The organism is Ensifer sp. GW821-FHT05G01 (assembly GCF_059419585.1).
The window spans coordinates 1-19,979 of the sequence record NZ_JBWKSC010000004.1 but is presented as its reverse complement, the minus strand read 5'-3'; the positions used below and the strand labels follow the sequence as shown (position 1 = coordinate 19,979).

At 61.3% G+C, this 19,979-nt stretch carries 8 protein-coding genes; 4 read left to right on the top strand and 4 right to left on the bottom strand.

What is annotated here, in order from left to right; all coding sequences use genetic code 11:
* Positions 1–92: 92 nt before the first annotated feature.
* The gene (locus AC07UR_RS11320; RefSeq protein WP_494724405.1) at positions 93–614 is read right to left on the bottom strand and encodes a site-specific integrase; all 522 of its coding nucleotides are present in this window, start codon (positions 612–614) and stop codon (positions 93–95) included.
* Positions 615–747: 133 nt separating this feature from the next.
* Positions 748–1,131 carry a hypothetical protein gene (locus AC07UR_RS11315; protein ID WP_209790868.1) on the bottom strand — a complete coding sequence of 128 codons (384 nt, stop codon included), beginning with the start codon at positions 1,129–1,131 and terminating at the stop codon, positions 748–750.
* Positions 1,132–1,542: 411 nt separating this feature from the next.
* On the opposite strand from AC07UR_RS11315, the gene AC07UR_RS11310 reads away from it, so the two are divergent.
* The 3 genes from AC07UR_RS11310 to AC07UR_RS11300 all read left to right on the top strand — a co-directional run bounded on the left by AC07UR_RS11310 (position 1,543) and on the right by AC07UR_RS11300 (position 3,063).
* A complete protein-coding gene (locus AC07UR_RS11310) occupies positions 1,543–2,139 on the top strand; it encodes a hypothetical protein (protein WP_209790869.1) in 597 nt (198 codons plus the stop codon).
* A 197-nt stretch (positions 2,140–2,336) separates the two neighbouring features.
* Complete coding sequence (locus tag AC07UR_RS11305) at positions 2,337–2,504, top strand: SOS response-associated peptidase family protein (RefSeq protein ID WP_209790870.1); 168 nt, start codon at positions 2,337–2,339, stop codon at positions 2,502–2,504.
* 214 nt (positions 2,505–2,718) lie between these two features.
* Complete coding sequence (locus AC07UR_RS11300; RefSeq protein WP_209790871.1) at positions 2,719–3,063, top strand: hypothetical protein; 345 nt, start codon at positions 2,719–2,721, stop codon at positions 3,061–3,063.
* 95 nt (positions 3,064–3,158) lie between these two features.
* On the opposite strand, the gene AC07UR_RS11295 is transcribed toward AC07UR_RS11300, so the two are convergent.
* Both AC07UR_RS11295 and AC07UR_RS11290 read right to left on the bottom strand, forming a co-directional pair.
* A complete protein-coding gene (locus AC07UR_RS11295) occupies positions 3,159–4,148 on the bottom strand; it encodes an SCO family protein (protein WP_209790872.1) in 990 nt (329 codons plus the stop codon).
* Between the two features lie 103 nt (positions 4,149–4,251).
* On the bottom strand, positions 4,252–6,576 hold the full coding sequence (locus AC07UR_RS11290; protein ID WP_209790873.1) for a multicopper oxidase family protein: 2,325 nt from the start codon (positions 6,574–6,576) through the stop codon (positions 4,252–4,254).
* Positions 6,577–7,259: 683 nt separating this feature from the next.
* Between AC07UR_RS11290 and AC07UR_RS11285 the strand changes: the two genes are divergently transcribed.
* Positions 7,260–19,979: peroxidase family protein (locus AC07UR_RS11285; protein WP_494724404.1), on the top strand; the 12,720-nt coding region annotated here is incomplete at its 3' end.

Below are 19,979 nucleotides of genomic sequence, written 5' to 3'. Positions count from 1 at the left end.
CACCAAAACTTCTTGAAAACGCTGACTAAATTCCAATTTTTCTGCTCTGTAAAACGTTGCCAGTTTCCAACAATTTGGAAACGGTTTCCAATTCATGTTCCGGTCTTGTTTCGGAAAGCAGCCGGTTCAATCTCGCTCCAGCGAGCCTCCATAAGCTTCATTGCATCCTTCGCCCATGACCGCAGTGCGACCTCTCGGCCGTAGTCCTGAACCATCTGCGCCGACATGCTGCAGATCGCCCCGACCTGGTTCTCGGTGCAACCGACCTCCAACAGATTGATCACCGCATTTTTGCGCAGACCGTGGAAGACGATCCGCTCTTCGTGGAACCGCTTGAACTCTTCCTTCGCCATCAGATTCTGCCATTCGGTACGAAAACCGTCGGCCAACTTGTAGGAGAGGGCGCGTGCACCGGCGTGTAGGATGACGCTGTCCGACTGAGGGGCGCGATCGATCCATTTTCCATAGGCGAAATGAACCGGGATCCACACTGTCTTGCCGGTCTTCAGCGCCCTGACGGCGATGGTGTTCTCCCCGGCCTTCGGTTTTGTCATCGCAAAGACGTCGCCTTGGCGCTGCCCGGTGAAGAACGCCGACATGGGGATCATCTGCATTTGGAAGGGGGCTTGCTCGAGCAGGACTTCGAACGCCAAATTCGGCCACGGCACCCAAGGCTCACCGCCCGGGATCTTTTCGGAAGGCCCGCCAGACAGCGGGCCTCGAAGGCTTGTCGGTACGTCGAGCCGATTATTTCTTCTTACTGGCGCTGACGACTTGCTGTGCGTCGAATGCGCCGCGTGCCGTGCCTTCTTTCGCTTTGAACATGTTCACTGTCACGCTGATCTCGGTGAAGTCAGCAGTTACCGGTGTAAAGCGTCCGCCGCCGCGGTCCTTCATCGTGATAACTTGGCTTCCGCTCTGAACGTTTGCCTGGTCTAGGAGGAAATGGGTGTAGCCGCGGGATAGTGTTGATTCAGCTGCCTTCAGTGTCACTTCGTCGGTCCAATCCGATCCTGTCGTCACTTGCAGCATCACTCGGTTTGGCCCGAGGGGCAATTCGGTGACGTCTGTGCTCTGACATCCGGCGATCATCGCCAAAACTGTCATGGCGATTAGCAATCTCAGTCTCATTTTCTTCTCCCTCACTTCGATCTGGACCGAAGTCTACATTTCCAGCAACGAATCAACGCAGGCGAGAAGCTACCTAAGCAGCGAACTGCAGGGCAGTTCGCTCTCGACCTGTCGTTGTGGAAATCATGAAAACACACACACACGACGCAATGCTAAAGCCGTCCGGCTAAAGCAAAAACGAGTCACGAAGTCCCGAACTAAGTCCCGAACAGGATGACTGGAGAGCACTCAACCGCCTGCGCTACGAGGGCCGCGCAAAAATAGCCCGCTCTCCTGGGGGCAAGGGATCGTGGGTTCGAATCCCATCGTTAGAAGTCGTTTTCACTCAGCGATTGATGCTCTTGGCGCTACAACCCCCGCCCTGTCACAAGTGCGCAAATGTGCACTCTGTCGAGAGAAATGCGGAGACAGATGAGCGAACGAGGAAATGCGCCAGGTCAATCGCTTGGCAAGACGGGGATCGTAATTGGGATCTGGGCGGCAGCTGGAGCTTTGCCTCTATTGGCCAAGATGTTTGGCATTCAATTCTTGCCGTCGACGGAGTGGCTGAACCGCACATTCCTTGTCGGCATTTGTGCCGGACTGTTTTCTGGTGGTGGCGCAGTGTGGATCGTCGCCAGAAGATTGTCCTCGATTCCGGGCGGGGGCGAGGTCAGAAAGGCGGTTGCGGTGATTGGCGCTCCGTTTCTTGGCTATTTTGTCGGGAGGCACGCTGTCGTCTACGCTGGTCCGATGATCATTGCCTTAGTCGCAGGGGCGCAAGTCGAGCTTTCTTTTACCGTTGCAGATGCCAACCGGCACTATTCCAGTCGATGCCCATCGTCGATCGAGCTGCAGGGCTTTCCGATCATATTCAACCGCCTGTGTGGTGTTCCGGAGGAGGTAAGACGCAATCTCTCCTCAGGTAAAGAGATCATAGTCAGCGGCCGCGGAACCGGTTTAGGCGTTTACGTTGACAGACTCCGTCCAGGCGACTGGACAGTAGCGCCGCTGCTAAGATCGCTTTAAATGAAAGTCAGAGACGGTTTCCAATTCCCGATATGTTCCGACATTTTCCGACAATCCTTCTGACATTTTCGACTTCGCTTTGTCGGAAAAGTCGGACAGCGTTTCGCGATCGTTGGCTCCCCAAACGAATTGCTGTTCTTGCCGTGATCTGTTGACGACCGCAGAGGTCGCGATACCCCCGTCGGGGAGGATCGCACATGTGCGGACGTGTCTATCTGAAGACCAATCTTGAAGGATTTTTGCCGGCGTTTTCGTTTGCGAAACGAGAGGGAGCGGAAGGTTTGGCAAATCAGTTGCCACGGTTCAACGGAGCGCCATCACAATATGATCCGATCATCATTCGAGACGTGATCCGCGTTGAATGAACCGCCTGGTTAAGGGTAGACCCGCCTACGCTTGCCGTTACGAACAATCTGGCGAAGAGATTATTGCGCCCGTCACTTAGCGCCGTTTTTTGAGCGCCTGGTGGCAATGGGTCACGTAACGATAGGTGTTGATGAACGTCGGCACATCGACCCTTTTGCCTCGACAACTTTTCGGCGATTTGCTTCATTCCCTCAATCTTGACGGGGGAGAATCATGAAGCTTTATATTGCTGCGGCACTCGCCGCCGCCATCGGCCTGTCTGGCTGCGTGTCCAACGAACCGGCGACCGGGAAGGCCGCGGAGAAGCTTACGCAAACATGTAAGAACTATGGCTTCAAGCCGGGAACGGATGCCTTTGCGTCCTGTTATTTGCAGCTCGATCAGAAGCGTATCGAGGATAACAACAAGACCGCAATGGCGATCAGCGGCACCCTCAGCAACATGGGGGACAATATGCGGCAGAATTCCAGCTCAAGCCGATCGACCACCTGCACGTCGACACCGCAAAGCACGTGGGTGGGTGGGCCCGTCAGCCACGTCAGCACGACCTGTTATTGATTGTTGCCTTCCATAGGCGGCGACCGTTTCTTCGGCGCAGAGAGCGTGCCAGTCAGCCGGACGGAGAGCTCGGTACGGCAGTGGGAAGCGATTGTCTATTTGTGCTCGTGATGAGCTCCGCCTTGCGCGGTGTGGAGATGCTGCTCCTCGGGTTGGGCCCGCAATTCGTTGATCTGCCCCGTCCTGGTGGCCAGATACGAGATGAGGTCCGATGCGTCGCTCGCCGACAGGCCGAGATTTGGCATGCGGACACCTTTGTATTTCGCTTCGAGATCGGCGAGGGTCGGGTCTTTCTTTGCGCGCAGTCTGGCCGGATGCATGATCATCTCCGACAACCACAGGCGATCACGCCTGTCCGTGACGCCGAGGAGATCGGGACCGATGTGATCGGTGACGCCCACGGTGTGGCAAGGCGCGCAGATCTTCTTGAACAGAACCTGCCCGGGCTCACGACCGATCGTCAGGTCTTGCGGGTCATGGTTCGCCGCCAGGGCATCCTGAGGAACGTGACGGCTGTCCCGCCAGTCCGGATCCATGTCGCGGATGGCAAGCTCCAGGTTTTCGAGGTCGGCGAAGGGTGAGTTTCTCGTCCATTCCCCCGTTTTGTCGTTGCCGAGAACGATTTCGTTGCGGTGCTGGGTCGCCACATCGCTCTTGTTGCCGAGCTTTGAGTTGATGGCACGAATGTCCTCTGGTTTCCCGGTGATGAATGTCCAGCCGGGGCCGCTGTAAAAGGCGTCGGCGAAGGTTTTCAGTTTCTCCGGCGTGTCGTTTTCGGGATCGACGGTGATCGAGAGGACAAAAATGTCCTTGCCGATTTCGTCCCTCAGCCTGTCCACCACCTGGGCGATGCGCGCTGTCGTCAGCGGGCAGAGATCGGTGCAGCTGGTGAAGATGAAGCTGATGAGGACGATCCTGTCCTTGATCAGGTCGTCATAGAAGCGAACCCTTTCGCCATTCTGAGTGACGACGTCGACATTGGGGAAATAGTCCTTTCCCCAACGCGAACTCTTGGCTGCCGGTCCGCCTGGACTGAACAGAAGGATCGCAGTTATCGCCGCGACGGCGGCCAACCATCGTTTCATATGGATCTCCAAACAACGGGCAGGCCGGCGCGGAACGCGCGCCAAGTTCCTGCATCGGGACCGAATGCCTTGTGGTTGACCGAGTTTCGGTGCGGTCAACCCTTCAAGGCGTAACCACACCTGCGAGCTGCGCTGCCTGCGTGGGCTGGCTGTCTTTCCAGCCCTTGGGCGCACCTTCCGGCAGGATCTCCGGAGTGGTGAAAACGACGCCGTCCGGGGTAGGGTTGGGGGTCGGGGTCACCGCGGCCTGAGGTGAGCCAGCGACGCCGGTCAGCAACTGGATGCGTGCCAGCATCGCAAAGTCCTCATGCACGGTGTTGTGGCAATGGTTGACATAGGCGCCGCCGAACTCGCCAAATTGCACCTGGAAGGTGACGCTGCCGCTTTCGCCCAGCCGCCAGACGTCCTTCCGCTGGAGGGTCTCGGTCGCCGGGAGCGTCGTTCCCGTGCGCGACATGGTGATGCCCTCCTCGAAGTGGAGGTGGATCGGGTGATCCCAGCCGCCGCCGCCGTTCCGATAGGTCCAGTGCTCGACCTCGCCGGCCTTCGGGATCAGCAGGGAAATCCTATTGGCATTCATGGAATGCGCCGTTTCGCCATTGATGCGAATGGTCCAGGGGAAATCGACGGTTTCGCCGCAATCCGGCGTACAGCCGTCCGGTCCGCGCGAATCGCCTTCTCCCGCCCTGCCGAACTCGACGAGCCTTGTGCGTACTGGCGTTACGATCGGTATCTGTTCGGTGAGTTTGGGCTGAACGCGGCTGACGTCCGGGTCGGTGGCACGGTGGATGACGCCGGGCACATCGACGCTTTCGACGGCACCGACCACCCGGAACTCAAGCATGGGTCCGACAAGCGGATCCCTGGTGTCGCCCTTGATCGCCTTGACCAGGCTGAGTTCTTCCTTGGGCCCGCGCCCAGTCTCATGGCGGACCTGATTGACGACTTGTATCTTGTCGCCGATGCGGAAGCCGGAAAAATCGACGACGATATCGTAGCGCTCGGCGATCCCCTGCACTGGTAGGGAGGTCAGGGTGAGGGGTGTGACGACGAGGTTCCCATCATTGGCGATGAACTTGATCGGCACGGGATTGCCTTTGGCATCCGCCAGCGCAAGCTTCAGGAAACGCGACATGCAGGCGTTGAGGATGCGGAAGCGATATTTTCGCGGCAGGACTTCGAAGAATGGCGCATAGCCGAAATTGACCAGCGGCACGTCGCCGAGCATTCCGTCCGTATCGAAAATATCGAAGAAGAGTTGGCCCGACGCGTCGCACGCGCAATCGGAAAAGGTCAGGTTGACGTCGAAGTCGATGTTGCCCCAACCGAGAAGCTTGCCGCTGGGCAGCCGCAGATTGACGCCATCCGCAAGCTCTTCGTTGCCGCGGTCGGGGCCGCTGTAATAGTTGATGGAACCAAGATTGCCCTTGTAGACGTTTTCCGCCGTGAAGAAGAAACGGTGGTCATGCGCCCACAACGTTCCCTGCAGTTCGCGGAAGTCGCCTGCGACGTTCACGAGGCCGGTGCTGTCATCCGGGCCTGACGCCCGCCGATCGGTGGCCTGGGTGTTGATCTTGTCGCGTCGGGCAAGCGTGGTGCTCCAGCGGTAATCGTAGAACGTGCCTGGGAAGTGGTGCACATTCGCCGCGCCGTCGCTTTCCGCGCCATTGTGCGCATTGTGGAAGTGAAGCTGGGTCTCGTTGCGGCCGAAGCCGTTGTTCTGTGCCCGGTTGACAGGCAGGTCATTGTAGATCCGCGTCATGATGGGTTCGCCGTAGCGACCCTTGATCAGGAACGGTGGCAGGCTGCATTCGCCGGCCCTGCCGCTACCATAGCACCAGACGCTGTCTGGCTGCTGCACCGGGAAGTGTTCGTGGAAGTATCCGCCGTTGCCGGCCTGGGTAATTTCGCCGAGCCTCATGATGTAACCCACTTTGGGGAAGAACTCGTCCCAGCGCTGATGCGCGAAGATCTCTCCCGGTGGGCGCCCTTCGATCGGGCCACGATTGGTCCTCGGATTGATGAATTGCCTGTTTGTCGGATCGGCCGAAAAGTCGGTGTGATAGGACAAGCGCTTCGCCGGCCGTTCAGCCAGATGCGCTGGAAACGCCGCATGACCCTCTGCAGTGCGCGTCATCGCAACCGGACTGAGCAGGTGCAGACGGTGCATGGGTTGTGAGAACTTCTTGACGCCGAAAAGCGGTGTGCGCGGCACCCCGGTGGGGATCGCCGCATAGGCGCTCTTCGCAAAGGGACTAAGCCCGTTTTTCATCGCGAGCATTCCGCTCGCGGTGAAGATGCCCCATCGCAACAGCTCGCGACGTGTCACCTGTTCCTGGTTGATTGCTCTTGCAATCTCGGCACGGTTTTCCCGTGCGAGCTGCGCTTCTCTTTGTCGCGCCCGCGACGCATCGTTGGAGATGTACATTTAATCCGCCCCTATAAAATGTAGTGCATGGTCCTCCGATCTGAATATGTCTGAAAATACGCCTAAAGACTTGAAGTCACAATGCTTAGATAAGGTCTTGGTTTTTGTAACTATTCTGGGTTAACTCTCGATAAGTTCTGCAATGCATAGTTCTTGGCGCTCTCAAGTGAAGGTTTCTGTTATGATTTTACAGTTTCCTTGAGCTTAGTGCTGCAATTTATTATTGCATCTCGGTTTGTAATGCGCGCTTCTTGCGAAGGCTTGATGCTTTCGTAGCCAGAGTGAGCAATCGCGCCATGCCCAACCTTCAATGAAGACCAAGCATTCAATGACGTGGACTTCTGTTTTAGCTAACTTGCGACCACTCAGATTTTCGAGTTCCAAGACCGCTTTCCCGCCAAGGCTCATGCGACCAAGCTGTGCCAGCCTGGGTCTTTCGGCGCTCGAATGACGGGCCTTGTGGCACCAAAGGGATCCAAACGTGGACCTTAGTCTCTGCAATCGCTAGACCTAAGACCCTCGCCTTCAGACGCACGAGCTTGCATAATCCGCGATAATTGGTCCGTGGAGGGCCACCAACTGTCTCGGCCATAGCTTCGACGGCGTGTTCCGCCGGCAACGCACTTCGTTTGGTGCGGCGGCGAAGCTTTGTCCAAGGTGAACGCAATCTTTGGGAGGGTGGCATGGTACAGTATATTCGCTCGGACCTGGAATTCATCCTGCAGCAAATCATAATTGCCGAGCGGAATGCTCGGGGCGAGAACCTTACTGACATCTTGCCAAGCGCCCAGGTGCCATTCGGCCTGCGGACCGTCGACGGCTCGTTCAACAATCTGGCCCACCCGGAATTCGGGGCCGCTGACCTGGCGTTTCCGCGCCTCACCGAGCCATCGTTTCGACCCGCGGAGGCGGGCACCACCTATGCGACGCCGGGGGCGGGGGTCGTGGACTCCCAGCCACGCACGATCAGCAACCTGATCGTCGATCAGACGGACGGCAACCCGGCAGCTCAGGCCGCGGCCGCCCAGAACCCGGGGTCAAGCACCGTCATCAGCCCCGGGCTGGACGGCGTGTTCGGCACAGCCGACGACGTTCCGGTCAACTTCATCCCGAACGTCACTCCTGATGTGGGCCTGTCGGCGCCGTTCAACTCCTGGATGACCTTCTTCGGACAGTTCTTCGACCATGGTCTCGATCTGGTGACCAAGAGCCAGAGCCAGACCGAAACCGTCTTCATTCCACTGCAGCCCGATGACCCACTGTTCAGCACGGCGCCTGGCGCCCTGAACTTCATGGTCCTGCAGCGCGCTGCGGGGGGAGAGGCCGCGACCAACACGACCTCGCCCTTCGTCGACCAGAGCCAGACCTACGCCTCAAATGCCTCGCATCAGGTCTTCCTGCGTGCCTATGAACTGAATGCCAATGACGATCCGGTGGCGACCGGTGAATTGATCACCAACCGCAATCTCGGCGCTGATGGCCTGTTCGGCACCGGTGACGATGTGCCAATTGGTGGCATGGCGACCTGGGCCGTGGTCAAGGCACAGGCCCGCGACATCCTCGGCATTGATCTTACCGATGCCGACGTCGGCAACGTGCCGGTCCTGGCCGTCGATGCCTATGGCAATTTCATCAAGGGGCCCAATGGCTTCCCCCTGGTGATGATGCAGGACAACACCTTCACCGAGGGTAATCCGGCCGCGCCGATCAGTCTCGCAGGCGCTGCCCGCACCGGACATGCGTTCCTGAACGATATCGCGCACAATGCCGATCCGACGGGCAAGGTCGCGGATGCCGACAACGTCATCAACACCGGTCCGCTTGCCGCCGGCCAGTACGACGACGAGCTTCTCGACGCCCACTACATCGCTGGCGACGGCCGCGTGAACGAGAATATCGGCCTCACCGCCGTGCACGCCGTGTTCCATTCGGAGCACAATCGGCTGGTGCAAGAGACCAAGGACGTAGCGCTGGCGACGGGCGATGTCGCCTTCCTCAACCAATGGCTCGACACCCCGCTTGCAGCCAACACGACATTTCCGCTGACGCAGGCACAGATCGACGCACTCGATTGGAATGGCGAACGCCTGTTCCAGTCTGCGAAGTTCGGCACGGAGATGCAGTATCAGCATCTGGTGTTCGAAGAGTTCGCTCGCACGGTCCAGCCTCAGGTCGATGAATTCCTGGCGCCCAACGGCTACGATACGACGATCAATCCGGCGATCCTCGCCGAGTTCGCGCATACGGTTTACCGCTTCGGCCATTCGATGCTGGTCGAGACGGTCGACCGCTTTGACCCGAACTTCAATACCGTCGGAGGCGACCCGCAGCTCGGCCTCATCGCGGCCTTCCTCAATCCGCTTGCCTATGCCGCAAGCGGGCTTACGCCAGAACAGGCGACCGGCGCGATCGTGCGCGGCGTCACCCGCCAGGTTGGCAACGAAATCGACGAGTTCGTCACCGAAGCACTGCGCAACAACCTGCTTGGACTGCCGCTCGACCTGCCGGCGCTGAATATCGCCCGCGGCCGTGACACCGGCATTCCCTCGCTCAACAACGCGCGGACCGAATTCTTCGCGATGACCGGCGACAGCCAGCTCAAGCCCTATACCAGTTGGGCCGATTTCGCCGGTCATCTCAAGCACGCGGAATCGCTTATCAATTTCATCGCGGCCTATGGCACACATGAGTCGATCACGAGCGCGACGACGCTGGCCGACAAGCGTGCGGCCGCGACCTTGCTGGTGCTGGATGGCGTTAATGCGCCCGCAGACCGTCTCGACTTCCTGAACGCGACCGGCGAGTTTGCCGGCGGCTCGCTTGGCGGGCTCAACGACGTCGATTTCTGGATCGGCGGCCTTGCGGAAGAGAAGATGCCGTTTGGCGGCATGCTCGGCTCGACCTTCAATTTCGTCTTCGAGACCCAGCTTGAATCGCTGCAGAACGGCGACCGCTTCTACTACCTGTCGCGCACGGCCGGCATGAATTTCGCCGCCGAACTCGAGAACAACTCCTTCGCCAAGCTCGTGATGCTCAACAGCGACGCGACGCATCTGCCGAACGCGATCTTCACGACGCCGACCTTCACGCTCGAAGTCGACCCGACCCGGCAACATACAGGGCTTGGTGCCGATGGCCGCGCCGACCCTACGGGCGGCATCATGATCAACGGCGTCGAACTCGTTCCGCTCGTCATCCGTGACAATCCGGCGACGGCGGGCGCGGACACCAACTACCTCAAGTACACCGGCGAGGACCATGTCGTTCTCGGTGGCACGGCGGGCAACGACATCATCATCTCCGGCGACGGCGACGACACACTCTACGGCGACGCCGGCAACGACCGACTGGAAGGTGGCTACGGCAACGACACGATCCTGGGCGGTGACGGAGACGACATCATCGAGGATCTCGGCGGCGACGACCGCCTCGAGGGCGGTGCCGGCAACGACGTCATCCACGCCGGCAACATGATGGTGGGCGGCGCCGGGAACCTCATTCTCGGCGGCGACGGCAAGGACTTTATCGTCACCATGGAGGACATCTCGACCACCTTCGGTGGACGTGGTGACGACTTCATCTACAGCGCCAAGACCAGCCTGCCGCCGACCGGCAACGAAGGCGACGACTGGATCGAGAAGGGCACCCAGGACGGCGCCCCTGGCGATAACTTCGCGCCCCTTTTGGCCGACAACGTCATCGGCAACGACATCTTCATCGGTGGCGGCGGCTTCGACGAGTTCATCGGCGAGGGCGGCGACGACATCTTCGTCGGCAGCGATGCCCAGGACAAGATGGACGGCATGTCCGGCTTCGACTGGGTCACCTACAGAAACGACAGGCAGGGCGTAACCGTCGACCTGACGCTGGCCGCGCTGGCCCAGCCCCATGGCGAGACGCCTGCGGCCAACACCGGCGTCGTCCAGCCCGTGGCGGCCTCTCCGGCATCGATCCTCGACCGCTTTGCCGAGGTCGAGGGCCTTTCCGGCTCGCGCTTTGCTGACATCCTTCGCGGCGACAACGTAGACGCGGTCACGATCCTCAACCATGGCGGCGCCACGGGGGGCGCATTGACCAATGTCGCCCTGATCAACGGGCTGGGTGCACTCCTGGCCCAGGCGGGCCTCTCGACCGCCGGCTTTGCCACCGGCAACATCATGCTCGGCGGCGCCGGCAGTGACCTGCTCGAGGGTCGTGGCGGCGACGATCTGATCGACGGCGACCGTTGGCTGAACGTGCGCATCAGCGTGCGTGCCAACGTCGATGGAACCGGCGCGGAAATCGCCACCTTCGACAGCATGGTGGCGCCGCAACTGCTGCAGAACATGCTGAACGGGGTCTGGAACCCCGGCCAGCTCGTGGCCGTGCGCGAGCTCAGAGACGATGACAATGCCTTCGATACGGCGATCTTCTCCGGCAACATTGCCGACTACACGGTCACGACGGTCAATGGCATCACCACCGTCACCGACAATGTCGGCACTGACGGCACCGATACCCTCGTCAATGTCGAGCGGCTGCAATTTGCCAATCAGAGCCTGACGCTTCCCAACGGCGTGGGCCTCAATGTCAACCCGACCGGCCAGCTCGCCATTCTCGACGCGACAACGAGCGCGGCCGACAATACGCCGACCTCAGGGCAGCTGCTGCGTGTCTCGATTGCGGGGGTAACCGACGCTAACACCGGTCCCGGTGCGGTCAACGGCATTATTCCCGGCTCGATATCCTATCACTGGCAGTTCGAGGCGGATCCAGGCTCAGGCATCTTCGAAGATATCATCCTGCTCCCGCTCGGGGATCTCGCTTTTCAAAGCGCCGATGGCACCACCTTCCGGGTGACCCCCGATCTCGTTGGAACGGCTCTGCGCGTGAAGGCGATCTTTACCGATGGCCATGGCGTCACCGAGACAGTGTTCTCGGCTCCGACTGTGGCGGTCGCCGCGGGAGCCCCGGTTCCCCCGCCAGTCGCGCCCATCCCGGTCGTCGATGCAACGGCGGGCGGCGAGGGCATCATGCTGGTGCGCTCGGATCTCAACTTCATCCTCGACCAGATAAAGATCGCCGAGGCGAATGCTGATGGTACGCCGCTGACCTCTCTGCTGCCAAACGCGCGTGTGCCGCTGGGCCTGCGTACCGTCGATGGTTCCGGCAACAACCTGCTCAATAACGCCCAGAGCGAGACCTTCGGCGCGGCCGACAACGTCTTCCCGCGTGTCACGACACCGGTGTTCAAGCCCGCAGAAGGGGGCACCACCTACCAGCAGACGAGCGGACTGGTGATCGACTCGCAGCCGCGCACGATCAGCAACCTGATCGTCGACCAGACCATGAACAACCCTGCCGCCATCGCAGCGGCGCTGCGCAATGCCGGATCGGAGAATATTGCGGCGGATTCCGCAGCGGTCACGGTTGCCTTCCAGGCGCTTACCCAGGCGAAAGCCGGCGGTGATCCGGCGGCGATTGCGGCGGCGCAAACCAATTTCAACACGGTTGCGGAGGGGCTCGGCCTGACGGTCGTCACCAGCCCAGGTCTCGACGGCCAGTTCGGCACGGGTGACGACAAGCAGGTCTTCGAAATCCCGAACATCGCGCCGGATGCAGGCCTGTCCGCGCCGTTCAACGCCTGGATGACCTTCTTCGGCCAGTTCTTCGACCACGGTCTCGATTTCGTGACAAAGGGCGGCTCCGGCACGGTGTTCATCCCGCTCCAGCAGGATGACCCGCTCTTTGTTCTCGGTAGCCCGACCAACTTCATGATCCTGACCCGGGCGACCAACCAGCCAGGTCCGGACGGGGTTGTCGGGACGGCCGACGACATTCACGAGCATACCAACACGACCACGCCTTTCGTCGACCAGAACCAGACCTATTCCTCGCATCCCTCGCACCAGGTCTTCCTGCGTGGCTATCAGCTCAACGCCGCCGGTGACCCGGTTGCGACGGGCCGGCTGATCACCAATCGGGACCTCGGCGCCGACGGCACGTTCGGAACCGCTGACGACACCGAAATCGGTGGCATGGCGACCTGGAAAGTGGTGAAGGCTCAGGCGCGCGACATTCTTGGCATCAACCTCACCGACGCCGATTTCGACAACGTCCCGCTGCTGGCCACCGACGCCTACGGCAATTTCATCAAGGGACCGAATGGCTTCCCGCAGGTTGTGATGCGGGTCAACAATGGGCCGGATGGCATTGCCGGCAACGCTGACGACGTCACCACGCTTGTCGAAGGCAATCCGGCAGCTCCGATCAGCCTCGCGAACGCGGTGCGCACCGGCCATGCCTTCCTCAACGACATCGCGCATAACGCCGTACCGGTGTTCAACGCCGGTGTGCTTGCGCCCGATGGCGATACGGAGACCGGAAATGCCGTTCCCGTCGGACCGGGAGGCAACAATCTCGCCTATGACAACGAGCTTCTCGACGCGCATTACATCGCCGGCGACGGCCGCGTGAACGAGAATATCGGCCTCACCGCGGTCCACGCGATCTTCCATTCCGAGCATAACCGGCTGGTCGAGCAGGCCAAGAACACGGTGCTGAGCTCGGGCGATCTCGCCTTCCTCAAGGAATGGCTGATTGAAGACACCGGACCGGCCACATTCCCGACGACACCCGAAGAGATCGCGGCTCTGCAATGGAATGGCGAGCGCCTGTTCCAGACCGCGAAATTCGGTACCGAGATGCAATATCAGCATCTGGTCTTCGAGGAGTTCGCCCGGACCATCCAGCCCAATGTCGATCTCTTCTTCGCACCGACACAGGTCTATGACGTCGACCTCGATGCCTCGATCGTCGCGGAGTTCGCGCACACCGTCTATCGCTTCGGCCATTCGATGCTGACCGAAACGGTCGACCGCTTCACGGCCGACTTCGGTGTCGTCGCGTCCGACCCCGGCAATCCCGATCAACAGTTGGGGCTGATCGCTGCCTTCCTGAACCCGCTTGCCTTTGCTGCCAGCGGCGCCGATCCGGAAGAGGCAGTCAGCGCGATCGTGCGCGGCGTGACCCGCCAGGCCGGCAACGAGATCGACGAGTTCGTCACCGAGGCGTTGCGCAACAACCTGCTCGGCCTGCCGCTCGACCTTCCCGCGATCAACCTCGCGCGCGGTCGTGACACCGGCATTCCATCGCTGAACGAGGTCCGTCGGCAGATCTACACGTCGACCGGCGAAGTCCTGCTCAAGCCCTACACCAGTTGGGCGGACCTGGTTCAGAGCCTGAAACACCCGGATTCGCTGATCAACTTCATTGCCGCTTACGGCACGCATTCCACGATCACGGGCGCCACGACACTGGCGGCCAAGCGTGCTGCGGCCATGGCGCTGGTCCTTGGCGGAGACGGTGCACCGGCCGACCGCCTCGACTTCCTGAACGGTACGGGAGACTGGGTGAGCGGCGCCAACGGCGTGACCATCACTGGCGTCGATGCCATCGATCTGTGGATCGGCGGTCTCGCCGAGGAGAAGATGCCGTTTGGCGGCATGCTGGGCTCCACCTTCAACTTCATTTTCGAGAATCAGCTCGAAAAGCTGCAGGATGGTGACCGCTTCTACTATCTCGAGCGCACCGCAGGTCTCAGCTTCAATGCTGAACTCGAGAGCAATTCCTTCGCCAAGCTGATCATGGCGAACTCGAATGCGACGCATCTGCCCGGTGTCGTCTTCACGACCCCCGGCTTCACGCTCGAAGTAAACCAGGCGGCGCAGCACACCGGGCTTGGCGTCAACGGCAACGACGACCCGACAAACGGCGATCCGCTTCTTCCGCTCGTCATCCGCGACAACCCGGATACCGCGGGACCTGACAGCAACTATCTGCGCTACACCGGTGAAGAGCATGTCGTTCTCGGCGGTACTGCCGGCAATGACATCCTGATCTCGAGCGAAGGCGACGATACCGTCTGGGGTGATGCCGGCAACGACCGCATCGACGGCGGCTATGGCAACGACCAGCTGCGTGGCGGCACCGGCGACGACATCATCACCGACACGGGTGGTGACGACAACATCCAGGGTGGCGACGGCAACGACGTTCTGCATGGCGGCAACGGCGTCAACCTGATCATCGGCGGCTTCGGCAGCGATTTCATCGTCACCGGCGAAGACGCATCGGAGGCCATTGGCGGCCAGGGCAACGACTTCATCCTGGGCAGCAAGGCCAACGAACAGGATATGGGCAACGAGGGCGACGACTGGATCGAGAAGGGCACCTCCGACGGCGCCCCTGGAGACAATTTCGATCCTCTCGGCAATGACCCGATCATCGGTAACGACGTCTTCATCGGCGACGGCGAGAACGACAAGTTCAACGGCGAAGGCGGCGACGACATCATGGCCGGCAAGACCGGCTTCGGCGATCGCTACATCGGCGGCTCCGGCTACGATTGGGCGATGTACAAATACAACAACGCCGGCGTCTACATCGACATCTCCGATCGCTTCTTCGATCAACCGCCGGTTCCGGGTGGGTCGACCTCGCTCAGCCGCTTCGATTTCGTCGAAGGCCTTTCCGGTTCGCGCTTCGGCGATGTGCTCAATGGCGACGATTCCGATGCCACGACGCTGGGCACCGCAGGCGCCACGGGCAGCGTGCTGACCAATATCGACCTGATCGCCGGCTTGCGGGCGCTACTTCCTGCCGGCGCGACCTTCTTCGATGGTGGCAACATCATCCTCGGGGGGGCCGGCAGCGATATCATCCAGGGCCGCGGCGGCAACGACATCATCGATGGCGATCGCTGGCTGAACGTGCGCATCAGCGTGCGGGCAAACATTGACGGGACGGGCGATGAAATCGCTTCGTTCGATAGCATGGAACCGATGGTCCCGTTCATGTTGAACGGCACCTACAATCCGGGCCAGCTCCGGATCGTGCGCGAGATCCTGACATCGGCGACCGCCGATTTCGACACGGCCAAGTTCTCCGGCCCGCGCGCGAACTACACCGTCACGACCAACGCTGACGGCTCCTTGACGGTCAGGGACAATGTCGGGACGGATGGGACGGACACGCTCCGCAACATCGAGCGGCTGGAATTCGGCGATCAGGCCGTCGTGCTCGGCGCCGGGAACAACCAGCCCCTGGGCAGGCCTGTTCTCGTTGACAACACGCCCGCCAACGGCATCCAGATCGGCGATGTGCTGACCGTAAGCATGGCCGGCCTGACCGATGCGGACAATCCGGGCGGAGTCGTCCCGGCATTCCCGGTCTCCTATTTCTGGCAGGTCGATGACGGCACCGGTTTCGCAGACATCGAAACCTTCGGAGCCGGCGAAGTGGAGCGCGCGCATGGCCCGAGCTTCACGATCACCGACGCGGAGAACGGACTGCCGATCAGGCTGCGCATGGTTTATCAGGATGCCCACGGCGTGCTTGAGGAGGTGTTCTCGCTTCCGACGGCAACCGTCGGCACCAACATTCCACCGGTGCCGCCAACCACCATCGTTGGCACCCGTGCCGCCGATATCCTCGTGGGCACGGCGGGAGCCGATACGATCACGGGCGACCGTGGCGACGACACCATCACCGGCCTTGGCGGCAGTGACACGATCGACGCAGGCCGCGGGGCCGACACTGTCGATGGTGGCGATGGCGACGACACCATCCTCGGCGATCGCGACAACGACATCCTCAATGGCGGGGCCGGCAACGACACGATCGACGGCGGCCGTGGCGACGACATTCTCAATGGCGGTGCGGGCAACGACACGATCCTTGGCGATCGCGGCGATGATCTGATCATCGTCGGTTCCACCGAAGGGCGTGACATCGTCGACGGCGGCCGCGACACCGACACGGTTCGGATCGTGGGCAACGCGAGCGCCGAGGCCTTCCGGGTCTATGCCCGGGCCGATGCGATCGCGGCCGGCATCACGGTCGCGGCAGCCACCGAGATCGTGATCACGCGCGGTGCCGCGGTTGTCGCGGAACTTGCCAATATCGAGGAGATCCAGATCACCGGTGGCGGTGGCATCGATACCTTCCAGGTCATCGGCAATTTCGCGGCGACCACATTGTTCACCAACACCATCACGATCGATGGTTCGACGGGTAACGATACGGTCGATATCTCGGCGCTGACCTCGGCGCACCGCATCGTCTTCAAGTCGATGGGCGGCCACGACACCATCATCGGTACGCTGCGCCCACAGGATGTCATCGAGTTGGCGCCCGGTTCGACGCTTGCCAATTACACGCGCTCGAATCTGGCCAACGGCACGACGGTCCTGTCGAACGGCACTCATACGATCACGTTCCCGACTCTTCCCAACGGGGCCTCGCCAACCTTTGCGCAGTCCAGTGACACGGGCAGCGGAAGTGGTGGTGGCGGTGACGGTGGAAATGGCGGTAACGACGGCGATGGTATCACCGGTGCGTTTGCGCTGACTGATCGCGACGTTTCGGGGCTGTTGAACCTTGTCAGGGGGCAGGAGATTCCTGGCAACGACGACTCCGTTCCGGGGGTGCGTGACCTCTCCGGCCACGGCAACAATGTCGCCCATCCCGCGTTCGGTGCGGCTGACGAACCGTTCATCCGCATCACCGATGCGCATTACGGTGCCTACAATCCGACGACCGGCAACAACAACGTCAATCCGATCTTCTCGGGGCTCGACCCGCGCAACATCAGCAACATCCTCGGCAGCCAGGAACTCGACCTGCCGAAGAACGACAAGGACGCCAACATCTTCTTCATGGCGTTCGGCCAGTACTTCGACCACGGTCTCGATTTCCTCGGCAAGGGCGGCAACGGCACGATCCAGATCGGCGCTCCGGGCAACGGCGCACCGGGATCGGGCAACCCGGCCGATCTGACCCGCGGGACGGTGAACTCGATCGTCGACGGCGTTCCGCAGCATCTGAACAAGACCTCGCCCTTCGCTGACCAGAACCAGGCCTATGGTTCCAACGAGCTGGTCGGCCAGTTCCTGCGGGAAGGCAACGGTTCGGGCGGTCTCGGCTCGCATCTGCTTCAGGGCGCGACGGATCCGTCGAACAGCAACTTCAATCTGCTGCCGACGCTGCGTGAACTGATCCTGCACCACTGGCAGAACAACACGCTCTTCCACTCGGCTTCGTTGCCGGGCGGGCAGGTGGCGTTCAGGACCTACTTTGCCGGGCTGGTCGACAACGGCGTCATCAACGAAGCGATGCTTCCGGCCATGACGTCCAACTTCATGGGCAGCACCCATGCGCTGCTTCTCGACACCAACCCCTTCATCAAGCTGCTCGATCACTATGTGGCCGGTGACGGACGTGCCAACGAGAACTTCGCACTGACCTCGATGCACACCATCTGGGCCCGCAACCATAACTTCCATGTGGAAGGTCTGGAGGCGGCCGGCTTCCAGGGAACGGCGGAAGAGCTGTTCCAGGCGGCCAAGATGATCAACGAGGCCGAGTACCAGCGGGTGGTCTTCAACGAGTTCGCCGACATGCTGCTCGGCGGCATGCGTGGTGACGGCACCCACGGCTTCGACGAATACAACCCGAATGCATCGGCCAGCATCTCGCATGAGTTCGCAGCCGCGGTCTATCGCGTCGGACATTCGTTGATCGGCCAGACCATGACCGTCATCGGCACCGACGGGCAGCCCAAGCAGGTGGCTCTGTTCGATGCCTTCCTGAACCCGAGCAATGAGGCCGGCGTGTTCACCGGTCCCTTGCCTCCAGGGTATGTGCCGCAACCCGGCTACGAGCAGCTCGGCGTCAACTCCATTCTCGGCGGGATCATCACCCAGCAGGCCGAAGAGGTGGACTTCAACATCGTCGACGCTGTTCGTAACGACCTCGTTCGCATCAATGCCGATCTGTTCGCCTTCAATGTGGCGCGCGGATGGGATGTCGGGCTCGGAACGCTCAACCAGGTCCGCATGGATCTGGCAGCCTCCCAGGATCCTTACGTCTCGGCAGCACGCGGCTTTGCCGGTGACATGTCTGCCTACACGTCCTGGGAGGATTTCCAGGCCCGCAACGGCCTCAGCCAGGTGGTGATCGACCAGTTCCGCCAGGCCTATCCGGATCTCGTGCTGCAGCCCGGCGATATCGCCGCGTTCCAGTCGATCAACCCGGGTATCCAGGTGGCGATGCAGGCCAATGGCACCGGCATCGTCAAGGGCATCGACCGCGTCGATCTGTGGGTCGGCGGCCTTGCCGAAAAGCATGTCAATGGCGGCATGGTCGGCCAGACCTTCTGGACCGTGCTGCATGAGCAGTTCGATCGCCTGCAGGAAGCCGACCGCTTCTACTACCTCAACCGCTTCGACAACTTCGACTTCTACGAAAACTTCGTCGACGGCGAGGAGTTCGCCGATATCATCGCCCGCAATACCGGCCTGACGAACCTGCCGGAGCACATCTTCGAGGCACAACAGCCTGGAGATGAAGGCGATGGTGACGGCACCGGCAACCCTGGCGACGATGACGATGATGATGATGGCGATCCCGTTGGCGGTGGCGACGATGATGGTGATGACGACGGCGACCCCGTTGGCGGCGGCGATGACGACGACGACGATGACGACGACACCGGCGGCCCCGACGATGGTGGGGACGACGATGACGATGATGATGATACGGCCGGCGGCGGTGACGACGATGACGACGACGACGACGACGGTGATGGCGACGGCGATGGCGATGGCGATGGCGACGGCGACGGCTCTGGCGATGGTGACGGTGGCGAGACGCCGTTGCCGGTTGCGGCGCGCACGCTGATCGGCACGTCTGCGGCGGATGTTCTGCTCGGTGGTGCGGTTGCCGACGTGCTTCTGGGCGGCGGCGGTAGCGACATCCTGTCGGGGGATGCCGGCAGCGACGTGCTGCGCGGCGAGGACGGCGACGATGTGCTGTCGGGTGGTGACGGCGATGACGTTGCCTCTGGCGGATCGGGCAATGACGAGATCCACGGCGGTGCCGGTGCCGACATGCTGTTCGGCAATGGCGGCGACGACCTGATCTTCGGTGATGCCGGCAACGACGTCATCGAAGGCGGGGCGGGCTCGGACAAGGCCTGGGGCGGTGCCGGCGACGACATCGTGCTGGCCGCCAAGGGCGACGGCGACGACAGCTACTGGGGCGATGGCGGCGTCGACACGCTCGACTACTCCGTGGCGTCAGGCAACCTGACGGTCGACATGGGCACCGGCTTCATGGGCCGCGGCCAGGTCTCGGGCGTCGAGGTCGGCACCGACACGGTCTACGGCTTCGAGAACTTCATCGGCGGCTCCGGCCATGACGTCATCACCGCATCCAATGCCGTCAACATCATCGACGGCGGCCTTGGCGAGGACGTCTTCCGCTTCACCTCGGTGGCAGCGGCCGACGGCGACACGATCTACGGCTTTACGCCGGGAGACCGGATCGACTTCTCCTCGATCGATGCCAACACCGGACAGGCG